This window comes from Psychrosphaera ytuae (assembly GCF_017638545.1).
In the GTDB taxonomy this organism is placed as follows: Bacteria; Pseudomonadota; Gammaproteobacteria; order Enterobacterales; family Alteromonadaceae; genus Psychrosphaera; species Psychrosphaera ytuae.
The window spans coordinates 405,455-418,554 of the sequence record NZ_CP072110.1 but is presented as its reverse complement, the minus strand read 5'-3'; the positions used below and the strand labels follow the sequence as shown (position 1 = coordinate 418,554).

14 protein-coding genes are annotated in these 13,100 nt (G+C 40.5%); 2 read left to right on the top strand and 12 right to left on the bottom strand.

What is annotated here, in order from left to right:
• Positions 1-90: 90 nt before the first annotated feature.
• Positions 91-1,761 carry a glutamine--tRNA ligase gene (glnS, locus tag J1N51_RS01905; protein ID WP_208832317.1) on the top strand — a complete coding sequence of 557 codons (1,671 nt, stop codon included), beginning with the start codon at positions 91-93 and terminating at the stop codon, positions 1,759-1,761.
• Positions 1,762-1,871: 110 nt separating this feature from the next.
• Here the strand turns inward: glnS and ttcA are convergent, their stop codons facing one another.
• The 11 genes from ttcA to ccoN form a co-directional block, all read right to left on the bottom strand.
• Positions 1,872-2,780 carry a tRNA 2-thiocytidine(32) synthetase TtcA gene (gene ttcA, locus J1N51_RS01900; protein ID WP_208832316.1) on the bottom strand — a complete coding sequence of 303 codons (909 nt, stop codon included), beginning with the start codon at positions 2,778-2,780 and terminating at the stop codon, positions 1,872-1,874.
• A gap of 80 nt (positions 2,781-2,860) precedes the next feature.
• Positions 2,861-3,790 (bottom strand): universal stress protein UspE, encoded by a 930-nt coding sequence (gene uspE / locus J1N51_RS01895; protein ID WP_208832315.1) that lies wholly within the window; start codon positions 3,788-3,790, stop codon positions 2,861-2,863.
• A gap of 130 nt (positions 3,791-3,920) precedes the next feature.
• Complete coding sequence (gene fnr, locus J1N51_RS01890; protein WP_208832314.1) at positions 3,921-4,643, bottom strand: fumarate/nitrate reduction transcriptional regulator Fnr; 723 nt, start codon at positions 4,641-4,643, stop codon at positions 3,921-3,923.
• Entirely contained in the window at positions 4,643-5,311 is a 669-nt protein-coding gene (locus J1N51_RS01885; protein ID WP_208832313.1) for a sulfite exporter TauE/SafE family protein, read from the bottom strand. The genes fnr and J1N51_RS01885 overlap by 1 nt, the downstream gene beginning before the upstream one ends.
• Positions 5,311-5,523, bottom strand: a complete 213-nt coding sequence (ccoS, locus tag J1N51_RS01880; protein ID WP_208832312.1) for a cbb3-type cytochrome oxidase assembly protein CcoS — start codon at positions 5,521-5,523, stop codon at positions 5,311-5,313. Before ccoS ends, J1N51_RS01885 begins: the two co-directional genes overlap by 1 nt.
• Positions 5,524-5,532: 9 nt before the next feature.
• Positions 5,533-7,980: a heavy metal translocating P-type ATPase gene (locus J1N51_RS01875; protein WP_208832311.1), complete on the bottom strand. Its 2,448-nt coding sequence runs from the start codon at positions 7,978-7,980 to the stop codon at positions 5,533-5,535.
• A 56-nt stretch (positions 7,981-8,036) separates the two neighbouring features.
• Positions 8,037-8,513, bottom strand: coding sequence for a FixH family protein (locus J1N51_RS01870; protein WP_208832310.1), 477 nt, complete (start codon positions 8,511-8,513; stop codon positions 8,037-8,039).
• Positions 8,514-8,602: 89 nt separating this feature from the next.
• Positions 8,603-9,571 (bottom strand): cytochrome-c oxidase, cbb3-type subunit III, encoded by a 969-nt coding sequence (ccoP, locus tag J1N51_RS01865; RefSeq protein ID WP_208833286.1) that lies wholly within the window; start codon positions 9,569-9,571, stop codon positions 8,603-8,605.
• Positions 9,564-9,749, bottom strand: coding sequence for a CcoQ/FixQ family Cbb3-type cytochrome c oxidase assembly chaperone (locus J1N51_RS01860; protein ID WP_208832309.1), 186 nt, complete (start codon positions 9,747-9,749; stop codon positions 9,564-9,566). Before J1N51_RS01860 ends, ccoP begins: the two co-directional genes overlap by 8 nt.
• Positions 9,750-9,754: 5 nt before the next feature.
• On the bottom strand, positions 9,755-10,402 hold the full coding sequence (ccoO, locus tag J1N51_RS01855; RefSeq protein ID WP_208832308.1) for a cytochrome-c oxidase, cbb3-type subunit II: 648 nt from the start codon (positions 10,400-10,402) through the stop codon (positions 9,755-9,757).
• A gap of 14 nt (positions 10,403-10,416) precedes the next feature.
• Positions 10,417-11,847 carry a cytochrome-c oxidase, cbb3-type subunit I gene (gene ccoN, locus J1N51_RS01850; protein ID WP_208832307.1) on the bottom strand — a complete coding sequence of 477 codons (1,431 nt, stop codon included), beginning with the start codon at positions 11,845-11,847 and terminating at the stop codon, positions 10,417-10,419.
• Positions 11,848-12,223: 376 nt separating this feature from the next.
• Here ccoN and J1N51_RS01845 point away from each other — a divergent pair, with 376 nt between their 5' ends.
• Complete coding sequence (locus J1N51_RS01845; RefSeq protein ID WP_208832306.1) at positions 12,224-12,511, top strand: hypothetical protein; 288 nt, start codon at positions 12,224-12,226, stop codon at positions 12,509-12,511.
• Positions 12,512-12,518: 7 nt separating this feature from the next.
• Here the strand turns inward: J1N51_RS01845 and J1N51_RS01840 are convergent, their stop codons facing one another.
• Positions 12,519-13,070, bottom strand: coding sequence for a redoxin domain-containing protein (locus tag J1N51_RS01840; RefSeq protein WP_208832305.1), 552 nt, complete (start codon positions 13,068-13,070; stop codon positions 12,519-12,521).
• Positions 13,071-13,100: the final 30 nt, after the last annotated feature.

Here is a 13,100-nt window from a genome sequence, read left to right as displayed (position 1 = left end):
AAAGTCGTCATATAACAAGTTTTACTTGGCGACATCTGTATAGCTAATGATATACTTTGACGCAATTTTAAGAATAAAAAGGATACCTAAATGGCGGATACAGAAAATCGCCCATCCAACTTCATCAGAAATATCATTGATGCAGATTTGGCCTCTGGCAAATACGAGACTACGCATACTCGTTTTCCACCAGAGCCAAACGGTTTTTTACATATTGGTCATGCTAAATCTATCGTTTTAAACTTTGGTATTGCGCAAGATTATAACGGTAAATGTAATTTACGATTTGATGATACAAACCCAGAAAAAGAAGATATTAACTACGTTAACGCAATCAAAGAAGATGTTAACTGGTTAGGGTTTAAATGGGATGGCGACATCTGTTATTCATCAAACTATTTTGATCAACTTTTTGGTTATGCCGAAGAGCTTATCAATAAAGGTTTGGCTTACGTAGACTTTTCTAGTCAAGAGCAAATCCGCGAAATGCGCGGTACGCTAAAGGCGCCAGGTACCAATAGCCCTTATCGCGATACGTCACCAGAAGAAAACTTAGCTCATTTCCACGCTATGCGTGACGGCAAGTTTAAAGAAGGTGAGTGTTGTTTACGTGCAAAAATCGATATGTCATCGAGCTTCATGTGTATGCGCGATCCGGTAATTTATCGAGTTCGTTTTGCACACCATCACCAAACAGGTGATAAGTGGTGTATTTATCCGATGTATGATTTTACCCACTGTATTTCGGATGCGATCGAAAATATCACTCATTCACTATGTACACTAGAGTTCCAAGACAACCGTCGTTTATATGACTGGGTTTTGGACAATATCTCAATTGAATCTCGTCCACATCAGTATGAGTTTTCTCGATTAAATTTAGAATACACCATGATGTCTAAGCGCAAGCTAAATGCGTTAGTTGTAGATAACCATGTGAGTGGCTGGGATGATCCGCGTATGCCTACAATTGCAGGCTTACGTCGTCGTGGTTATACACCAGCTTCAATCCGTGAATTCTGTAAGCGTATTGGTGTAACAAAGGTTGATAACACGGTTGAGATGGGCATGTTAGAAGCTTGCGTGCGTGAAGACTTAAACGAACATGCACCGCGTGCAATGGCAGTAATTGACCCGATTAAACTCGTCATCGAAAACTTACCAGATGATCACATCGAATGGTTAGACGCGCCAAATCATCCTAATAAGGAAGAAATGGGTAGCCGTAAGGTTCCATTCACTAAAGAGATCTATATTGAACGCGAAGATTTTCGTGAAAGCGCGAACAAGAAGTACAAGCGTCTTGTTATCGACAAAGAAGTACGACTAAGAAATGCGTACTTCGTAAAAGCCGTTCGTTTTGACCAAGACGACCAAGGTAATGTAACGACGGTTTATTGTGAATACGACCCGACTACTTTAGGTAAATTACCGGCCGATGGACGTAAAGCAAAAGGCGTAATTCATTGGGTATCAGCGAGTCACGGTGTCGAAGCAGAAATTCGTGACTACGACCGATTATTTACTGTTGCAAACCCTGCCGCTGCAGAAGAGTTTACTGACGTATTAAACCCTGACTCACTCGTTATCCGTAAAGGTGTAATTGAGCCAAGCTTAGTGGACGCTGAACCACAGCAAGGATATCAGTTTGAACGTCTTGGTTATTATTGCTTTGACGGCAGTAAGAATGAAGACGGCTTAATGATCTTTAACAAAACAGTTGGGTTGAGAGACTCTTGGGCTAAAGAGGAAAATAAGTAAGCTCTTACGTAGTTTTACTTATGCTAAGAAAACAAAAAGCACCGTAAAAAACGGTGCTTTTTTTTTGTAGATAGATTTAAATCTATCGTATGAATTAAAAGGGGAGTTCGCTAAAGGTTAATAACCTGGACGCCCGAATCTGACTGAGTAACGTCATCTTCTTCAAGATCTTTAAATGGTGTTATTTCTGGTGCGTCAAAACCAATATCACCTTCTTCGGCCTCTTGGCTCAAGCCTTTAAAATCAAATAACTCATTGTCTGCTAAGTGACTTGGTACGACGTTCTTCACTGCGTTGAACATACTTTCAATTCGACCTGGAAACTGTTTGTCCCAGTCGTTTAACATTTGTTTAATTTGTTTACGCTGAAGGTTTTCCTGAGAACCACATAAGTTACATGGAATGATAGGAAATTCTTTTGCTTCAGAGAACTTAACAATATCTTTTTCTTTTGCGTAAGCGAGTGGGCGAATAATGATGTGTTCGTTGTTATCGCTTTTTAACTTAGGTGGCATCGATTTTAGCTTACCGCCATGAAACATATTCAAAAACAGGGTTTCCAAAATGTCGTCACGATGGTGACCTAAAGCAATTTTAGTTGCGCCAAGTTCTTTAGCTGTACGGTATAAAATGCCTCGACGTAAACGCGAACAAAGTGAACACGTCGTTTTGCCCTCTGGGATCTTTTCTTTAACGATAGAGTAGGTGTCTTCTGTCACAATTTTGTGCTCTACACCTAACTCTTCTAGATAGCGCGGTAGAATGTGATCAGGAAAGCCTGGTTGTTTTTGATCTAAGTTAACCGCAACAAGTTCGAAGGACACAGGAGCAGATTTTTGTAGGCTCATTAATATATCGAGCATAGTGTAACTATCTTTTCCGCCCGATAGGCAAACCATAATACGATCGCCGTCTTCAATCATATTAAAGTCAGCGATGGCTTGGCCAACCTGACGACGAATGCGCTTTTGTAACTTGTTAAAGTTATACTGCTGTTTTGCTATTGCTGAACTTGTCATAACTACCCTCAAAAATCAGGGGCGCATTATAATCGGCTCGCGATGTTATTTAAACAACAAATTCAGCAACGAGACATTTGTTAGATTTTAATAGGGCACTCAAAGTCGTCAGGCTTGACAGCTAATAAGTCACACTCAACATTATCAATGACGTGTTCGGCTGTATTACCAATCAAAGCGGCGCTAATGCCTTGTCGACCCACGGTACCGATTACGATTAATTCGGCGTCCATTTCTTGCGCGAGACGCGGTATAACGTCCTCTGGCATCCCTTCAAGTACATGACAGTGCGACGAAACAATGTCATTTTCTGAGGCGAGTTTGGCCAAGCTTTCTGTGTGATGTTGTCTCATCGACGAATTGTATTCTTGTGGATCAAACTCTGGGATCTCAACTGCTATATTCACTGGTGTAGGCGGGTATGCGTTTACCAAGTGTGGCTCGGAATGAAGCAGTTTTGCCATGTAATTGGCATATTGAGTGATTTGGGTATTTAAGTTTTTGTGCTCTGAATCATCGGTTCCGGCAGAAACTGCAGCTAAAATTTTGCCGTGCTCTGGCCAAGCGTGTTCTTTGACTAATAACACAGGTACCGGGCATTTACGTAGTAGGTGCCAATCAGTAGGCGTGAAGATGACTGACTTTAAAGTGTCGTGCGCATGAGTACCTTTGATAACGAGGTCATATTTGTTAAATAAGACTTCTTTTATAATGCTTTCGTATGGGCGGTTGTGCCAAACGACTTTGTAATCAATCGGGGTGGCCTTTAGGTCTTGCTGGGCAATAAGTTCTTCTAGCCAAAGTGTACGATCACCAATAACAGCTTGTTTCATGGCATCGCGTTCATCAGCCGATAACATTGTTGTCATTTCATAAGAAAAGTCATAAATAGACAAAAATAAGGTGAGGGTAACGGGAGATTTTTTGGCGAGTTCGATAGCGCGTAATAACGCTTTTTGCTCTTCTTCAGTTGGGTCAACTACAACTAGTAATTTATTGAAAGTATTCATGACAATCCCTTTTTTTTGCCTTTTCTACATTTAGTGTAGAACAGACTAAAGGGATTTGAATGAGTTTTTATTGAACTAAATCAATCTTTTTGTCAGAAAATCAATACTATCGAATATTTTCTACAAGGTACTAAGCGAGTTGCTTCAATCCATCGACGTTTAAGATTTCGACGAATTTACCATCTAAATTGATCAATTCCTTTTTTTGCAACTTACTGATGATTCTGCTCACTGTCTCAACGGTAAGACCCAAATAGTTACCGATCTCGGCACGAGTCATGGTCAATCTAAATATTGTTGCTGACAAGTTACGCTCGTCGAACCGCTTCGACAAAGAGACTAAAAATGTACAAATTCGCTGCTCGGCGGTTTTCTTACTAAGTAACATAAACATAGATTGGTCGGCAGATATTTCATTACTCATTAATCTTTGAACTTGTTGGCGTAAGCTCGGCATCGAGCTTGAAAGGTTGTCAATGGTATTAAATGGGATCTCACAAACCATTGAGGTTTCTAATGCCTGAGAATATGTTTTATAACTTTGATCTGCGATTCCATCAAAACCGATAATGTCTCCCGGTAGATGGAAACCCGTAATTTGTTCGGTACCGTTTTCATCAATTAAAAAGGATTTGAAACTACCTGACCTGACGGCATAGAGAGCACGTAGAGGTTGCTTGGCCTCAAATAGATATTGGTTTTTTTGATAGGGTTTCTTTCGCTCAATCAAATCATCAAGTCGGGTTAACTCTTCATTGTTTAACGAAAAAGGCAAACACAGCTGGTTTAAATTACAATTTGAACAGCTTATAGAAAACTGACCACATTGATTCTTGCTTCTTAATTGAGTCATTATTCAAGTCCTTGTAATTTTAACCAGGTTGTATACAACTGATATGATGCCATCAGAATGATAAACATACCAAACACAGTTCTAATTTTCTTCTGCTTTATGTAAATAGCCAATTTATTATTCAGACTTGTCATACCAATTAGTGCAGGAAGAGTAGCGATACCAAACATAAACATGACGGCACCCCCGTGTAATGGTGAGGGAGCAACCAAGGCTAAGCTTAAAGCGGTATAGACCAGACCACACGGTAAAAATCCCCAAAACAGCCCATACATCAAACATTTGAATACACTATCAATGGGCAATAAACGTTTTTTTATCGGCTCTAATGACTTGTTAACCCAAACGCCGATTTTTTCTATGTTTAATACGGCATTCGAAACGTTACAGATGTGTAAACTAATGCCAAACATCAACAAACTAGCGAAAACATTTAGGTACAACACATTTCCACCGCTTAAAGAAATGATACCTTGTGAAAAGTAGTTTGCGATGCAGCCAATTAAGGCGTAACCACTAATACGCCCAAAACTAATGTATGTGGTGTAGCGCAAAATTGATTTTTCTCTTGGGATTGAGAAGCCAAGTGCCATTGAGAGCGAACCACACATAGTTAAACAATGGACTAGGCCAAACAAGCCCATAAAAAACGCTGTGCTAATGAGCATTAAACACGCCCATTTTTGGTAGATTGATTGTCGGTATTATTTTCGGCTGGTTTTGCTGTTTCCTTTTTTGGCATATCGTCATCCATTAATATGGATAAGCCTTGTTTTTCGAGATCTTCAAATTGCTCTGATTTTGTAGCCCAAAAAAACGCGTATACACCTATGATCACAAATACAATGGCGATGGGAATTAAGTAATAAATAATACTCACTGATTTATCCTACTTTAAAAGCCTTAAAGAGTTGGTCACGACAATTATCGAACTAGCCGACATACCGATCACCGCGATGTAAGGTGGCACAAAACCTAGCATCGCCACTGGCAATATAGAAATATTGTATATCAAAGACCACAAAAGGTTTTGTTTAATAATGCGTTTTGTCTTGTGTGCGTACTCAAACAGTTTACTGACGGTATGAAGTTGGTCTTTAACAATAATAATACTTGCTGATTGTTTACTTATGTCTGCGCCGCTTCCCATTGCAACACTCACATCCGCAGCAGCAAATACAGGTGCGTCATTAACGCCGTCGCCAAACATCATCACCGCATCACCATTATTTTGATAACTTTGAACTAAAGCCGCTTTTTGTTCCGGCTTACAACCAAGGTGTACGTCATCTAATTTAAGTTCGCTTGCAGTCTTTGCTACGTTTTCACTTTTGTCACCGGTTAACATTACCAACTTAAGATTTAAGCTACGTAGATATTGCAGTAAGGTCGTCGTACCGTTTTTCACTTGATCAGCCAAATTAAACTCGGCTATCGGTATGCTTTGTTGTTCTTTTATAATTGAGACGTAAACATTAGCGCCAGTGTGCGTAGTTTTACAATGCTGTGCGTTTCCAATAGCCAAATCAACTAGGTCACCAGAAGGTAGGGTAATTTCAGCAGTAATGCCATTACCTACAATTATCTTAGGGTTATTGATTTGGATAGGTAACGATGTCGATTGGATGTGTGGCCAATGCTTATGGTTAAACGCCTTGGCGATTGGATGCTCACTAAGCTTTTCTAACTGAACGATTAGCAGCTGTAATTCGGTTTTTGATAGAGATAGTCCTTTGAGGTTTTCCTCGTACCACAGCTCTTTTTCAATCGAGAATTGTCCGTTAGTTAGGGTTCCGGTTTTGTCAAAACCAACGCGGTTAATGGTATTAATGCGGTCAAAGGACTCTGAATCTTTGATCAAAATACCATTTTTACTCAACGTAGATAGTACACATGTATAAGCGGTCGGTGTTGCAAGACTCAAAGCACAAGGGCAGGTGGCTACCAACACGGCGAGAGAGATCCAAAGGGCGTCATCAGGAGAAACAAAGTACCACCCTACATAAGTCAGGGTCGAAATCACTAACTGTGCCAGTACAAACCAATGAGCAATTTTGTCGGCTAACAAACTGTATTTGGGTTTAAAGTCAGCAAATGACTGTTGCATTTTATTTATGTTTGCTAGGGTTGTTTCTGCACCAATTGCGGTCGTTTTAACCTTGATAAGGCCGTCAGTATTGGTGCTTCCGGCCATGACATGATCGCCAACGGATTTAACTTGAGGATCAAATTCACCAGTTAAAAGTGATTCTGAAACTAACGTCTGACCCTCAACAATCACGCCATCTACGGGTATTTGTTGACCTGCTTTAACCAGCACCAAATCATCAACTTTTATGTCTTTTAATAACTTTTGTTTTTCCGTATTGTCTGCGCTTATTATTGTTGACGTTATGGGTAATGTAGAGGTCAAATTAACGTTTGACAGTATTGCTTTGGATTTTGCCCTAAACTCCAAATACTTTCCGATTAAGAGTAAAAAGGTAAACATTGAAATGCTTTCAAAAAACACTTCGCCTTTTGGGTCGGTAAGTTCTGTTGTTACTAACTGGTAAAAACTAGCTGTAAACGCGCCATAAATAGCAACACTTACAGGTACGTCCATATTAAGTCGCTTTGCTTTTAATGCAGTAATAGCACCGGTTAAAAAAGGCACTGCAGAGTAAAAAATAACAGGTATTGAGAGGGCTAAGCTGACCCATTTGAAGTAACCAAACTGGTGAGGCTCCATATTGGTGAACGCACCAAAATACATCGCCACGGCAATCATCATAACCTGCATGGTAAAAATGCCCGCGACACCTAATCGCTTAACGTATTCTTTTTCTTGTTTTTTTATGTTGGTTTCTGTAGATGAAACTTTGAAAGGCGTTGCCGGATATCCAATTTGATTTAACCTAGAGAAGATTTCCGATAACTTGGCGAGCTTATTATCCCAAACGATGGTTGCGCGTTGATTGACGGTATTTACATTAACTTTTACCAAACCATTTATCGGTTGCACGGCTTGTTCAATCAACCAGGCACACGCAGCGCAATGAATATTGTCTAAAGAAAGGGTTATTTCAAACTGATTATTTGGTAATTCATTTGCAATAAGTTGAACGTAGTCAGTATCGTCGTACATTGCGAACTGGGAGTTGGCGTTATTGTGTTCTGGCTTTGCTGCTAATTCCGAGCGAAACTCGTAATAACTACCCAATCCATTGCTGTAAATGTGTTCGGTTACGCCTTTACAACCAAGACAACAAACTGGCTCTTTTTGTTTAGGCGTGACGGCCCAAATTACGTCAAAGTCTTTTGGGAAGTCACTCCCACAATGAAAACAACGATTCAATGAAAAACCCTTTAGGATACTTTTATCTTTTTTGTTTATTAGTAGGTAAGTCCAACTTACGCTTTAATTTCAATCCATTCGGTAGAAGGAAGCGCCACTTTTTGTTTCACTTTCCAGCTGTCATCCATTGGTTGGATAAATAGACTCCAACTTCCAGGTGCAAAATCTTCTAATGTTTTGCCGTAAATGCCGTTAGAAGCAGCTGTAACCGTAAACTCTAAGTCACGCTTACCTTGAGTAGAGTGAATCAAAGAAATTTTAAGCGCAGTTAATGACTCACTCGATTGGATTTCAAAGCGATTATTGTTAAGTCTAACTTTCAAATCAATACCGCTATCTGCGAAGGCTTTGTATAAAGTAAGTTCCTGGTTAATCGCTTTACCTTTTTTATAATAATCGTCAACGATGATTTCTGGCTGATTACTACTTGTAATAGTAATCATGGCAATACCACCTACTAAAGACATAACGGGTAGGGCGATGACAAACCAAACCCAAGGGTGTTTGTACCAAGGCTGTGCATTTTCGTTCATTTATTTGATTACCTCTACTCAATTGGATGAGTATTAACTGGACAGATATAAAAAAAGCCTCCGAAGAGGCTTTTTATTTTACCCTAATTTTATTTATCAGGGTGCGAAATGTTGTAAATATATGCTGAAATAACACGTACTTTGTCTTCACCGAGTACATCTTTCCAAGCTGGCATTACACCATTACGGCCATAACGAAGCGTCTCTTCAACGGCTTTGCGTGAACCACCGTACAACCAAATGTTGTCAGTTAGGTTAGGTGCACCAAATGGCAGGTTATGAGCTAAAGAGCCTTTACCATCCGGGCCGTGACACGCTGCACACATTGCAAATTTAGCTTGACCTGCATCTGCAAGTTTGTCGTTTACTTTACGACCTGCTAAACGCAATACGTACTCAGTCATTTCTTGGATTCCTTGTTCGCCTAATGCTGCTTCCCAGCCAGGCATTTGAGCCTTACGGCCGTATAACAAGGTCTCTACGATAGTCTCTGGCTCGCCGCCATATAACCAATCGTTGTCGCGTAAGTTAGGAAAACCTTCAGAACCACGTGCATCTGAGCCGTGACATAGAGCACAGTTTTGTAGGTATAAACGCTGACCAACTTTAAAGCCTTCTTCATCGTAGGCTAGGTCCATAAGTGGCTTTTCAGCTAGTGCTTTAAATACCGGACCGAATGTTTCGTCTGCGCGCTTCACTTCTTGGTCTAACTGAACCAATAAGCCTTCCGCTTTTGCTTTTTCTGACAAACGTTTTGATTCTGCTAGGGTAGTGATACCTTGGTTTGAGCTCTTCCACCCCAAGAAACCTTCCCAGTTACCTAGACCAGGCATCGCCGCTAAGTAACCTACAGACCAAACAAGAATTAAGTAAAACGTGTATGTCCACCATTTTGGTAGCGGGTTATTAAGTTCTTCGATTCCGTCGAACTCATGACCCATTGATTCACCTTCGCCTACGTGAGTGTAGTTTTTAAGGTTAACCGTGATGATCCAAAAACACGCAACGATTGAGAAGACGGTAAGGATAATTACCCACCAACTCCAAAAACTAGTCATTACCATTAGATGACTCCTTCTTATGTGGTGTACCGTTTACGTCTTCGTCGTCAAGAATAGATTCTGCAATCTTATCAAAGTCCTTTTTTGAACTTTTCTTGTACGCCCAATAAACGATACCCAAAAATAGTATCAATAAAATTAAAGTGTAAATTCCGCGGTACGTTCCGTAGTCCATAACGCCTACTTAAGGTGTGTACCTAGTTGTTGAAGGTAAGCAATCAATGCTTCCATTTCTGTTTTACCTTCGACAGCCGCTTTTGCTCCAGCAATGTCCTCTGCAGAATAAAGTGGAATGTAGTTTCCATTTTCATCTTTATGAGTTTTACCTTCAGTTAAACGGTTAAACACTTCTAATTTCTTTGCTGTGTATTCACCTGTTAACGTGTTCTCTTCTAACCAAGGGAAACCTGGCATATTAGATTGAGGTACCACATCACGTGGGTTAATTAGGTGTACACGGTGCCAATCGTCACTGTATCGTTGACCAACACGAGCTAGGTCAGGACCAGTACGCTTAGAACCCCAAAGGAATGGGTGATCCCAAACTGACTCGCCCGCAACTGAGTAATGACCGTAACGTTCAACTTCAGCGCGGAAAGGGCGGATCATTTGGCTGTGACAGTTGTTACAACCTTCGCGGATGTAAATGTCACGACCTTCCATTTCCAGCGGCGTTAGTGCACGCAAGTTAGCAATTGGTTGTGTAGTGTCCTTTTGGAACATTAGCGGAGTGATTTCTACTAATGCACCAAAACTGATTGCAATGACAGTAAAGATAGCAAGAAGCGGTACGCTTTTTTCGATCTTTTCGTGATGATTCGTTGCCATGGTAAATCGTCTCCTTATGCTACTTGAGGTTGTGCTGCTTCAGGGTGTTGTTTTGCATGACGTACAGTTTTGTACGTGTTGTATGCCATAACTAACATACCTGCAACAATGAACACACCACCTAAGAAACGTACGAAGTAGTAAGGGTAAGACGCTTCTAAGCTCTGAACAAAGCTGTAAGTCAATGTACCGTCAGCGTTTACTGCACGCCACATTAAGCCTTGAGTAACACCCGAGAACCACATCGCAACGATGTAAAGTACGACACCAACTGTGTGTAACCAGAAGTGTGTATTAACAAGGTTGCCGTATAACATTTGAGTCTTACCATATAGACGAGGAATCAAGTGATACAACGCACCGATAGAAATCATCGCAACCCAACCAAGTGCACCAGAGTGAACGTGGCCGATAGTCCAGTCTGTATAATGCGAAAGCGCATTTACTGATTTGATTGCCATCATTGGGCCTTCAAACGTAGACATACCGTAGAACGATAGAGAAACGATTAAGAAACGCAATACTGGGTCGGTTTTAAGCTTATGCCACGCACCAGATAACGTCATGATACCGTTGATCATACCACCCCAAGAAGGGATAAATAGAATCACCGACATAACCATACCCAATGACTGTGTCCAGTCAGGAAGTGCAGTGTAATGTAAGTGGTGAGGACCAGCCCAGATGTATAATGAAACTAACGCCCAAAAGTGAACTACTGATAAACGGTAAGAATAAACCGGACGTTCTGCTTGTTTAGGAACGAAGTAATACATCATACCTAAGAAGCCAGCAGTAAGTAGGAAACCAACCGCGTTATGACCGTACCACCATTGAATCATTGCATCGACTGCACCAGAGTAAATTGAGTATGACTTAAAGCCATTAACTGCAATTGCTTGGCTGTTAACGATGTGAAGGATTGCAACCGTGATGATGAAACCAGCATAGAACCAGTTTGCTACGTAAATGTGGCTGGTTTTACGGATCGTTAAGGTGCCGATGAAAACGTACGCGTAAGCTAACCAAACAATCGCAATAGCGATGTCAATTGGCCACTCTAGTTCAGCGTATTCTTTTGATGTAGTCAAACCCATTGGAAGAGTAATGACCGCTGACAAAATAATCGCTTGCCATCCCCAGAATGTGAATGCAGCAAGTTTGTCGCTGATAAGTCTTACTTTACATGTACGTTGTACCACGTAATAAGAAGTAGCGAAGAGTGCACTTGTACCGAATGCAAAGATTACGGCATTAGTGTGCAAAGGACGCAAACGTGAGAACGTAAGCCAAGGCGTATCAAAGTTTAGAGCAGGCCAAATTAATTGCGCAGCAATCAAAACGCCCACGCTCATACCAACGATACCCCACAATACAGTCGTTAAAGCAAATTGCTTAACAACCTTGTAGTTGTACTCTGGGTGAGCAATGTTTGTTGTTGTCATAATGTGGTTCCACTTACCCGTGAAAAATGTTGTTTTAAAGTTCTAAATTTTAGACTCTATTTGAAACTTTTGAATTAAATTATCCAAAAACTCCAATTAAAGACTTTGGCGCGGGGTGCATAATAAAGACTTTGAGAATAAAATAACAGCGAACAACGGCATTATATTGTCCCAGATCAACAATTAGAGAATTCAAGTGCTTAAAAAAACATCATTCGTTCCATTATTTTGTTTAATCAGTGGTTTTTTGCTTTTTATTTCAGCTTGTAGTGACCGAGAAAACACACGTTTAATGGACGACTGTCAATCTAACCAGACAAACTGTCTTACTCTTTCCAGCCCTCACGCCAAGGTTTTTTTGAGCTCAGAATTTATTATGGTTGAACGTATTGAAACGATCACAATTGAGTCAAACTTACGCCTAAAAGAAGCGAAATTAATTCCTTTAAACATGAACATGGGGATAATTCCTATTCCGTTACTTAAACAAAAGGAAATAGAAAGTAACCAGCATACAATACGTACAGAAGGTCAGCTGTTTTTGGGAATGTGTTCAGAGCCGGTTATGAACTGGAATTTAGTCATCTTATTTGAAAATGGTGAAGTCGACTCGATTCCAATTAACAGTTACTGGAATCGAGAGGCTTATATCAACCAACTATAAAGATGTTTTATTCAATGATAGGTTCGTGATGTGTACCGCGGATTGGGTAGTTGTTTTCTGGATCGCGAATCCATTTTAAACCTTCATATAGTTTAATCACTTCTGGTCGGGCAAATGGATTGTTACTTAAGTCGACAACTTGAATGTTGTTGTTTTCGTTGACGACGAAGAGCGCAGGCTCTGAAAAAACATGATCAGTCTCGTGCTCGTTACGCGGTACCGACTGATAAACACCAAGTTGGTCCATAGCTTTAAGGCTTAGACTGTGGGCTATTGGAAAGCCGATTTTTAAATCTTTTTTGTGCGACTCTAATTGTTCTGGGCGGTCCGCTGAAACTGCTATTAGGTCTATACCTATGTCTAAGAGTAAATACTTGAAGTCTTCTAATTCGTTGAGGAACTTGGTGCACATAGGACAATGAGCGCCTCGATATACGACGACCATCTGCCAATCTGCATCGGGATTTTGTGGTTTTCCTAGGGTTACATCTTTACCTGAGTCTAACGTAACCTGAATATTAGGGAAGGGCTGACCGGCATGAAGCTTATTGGTAAACATGACACTCCTTAACGATTTTGTTTTGTAAAT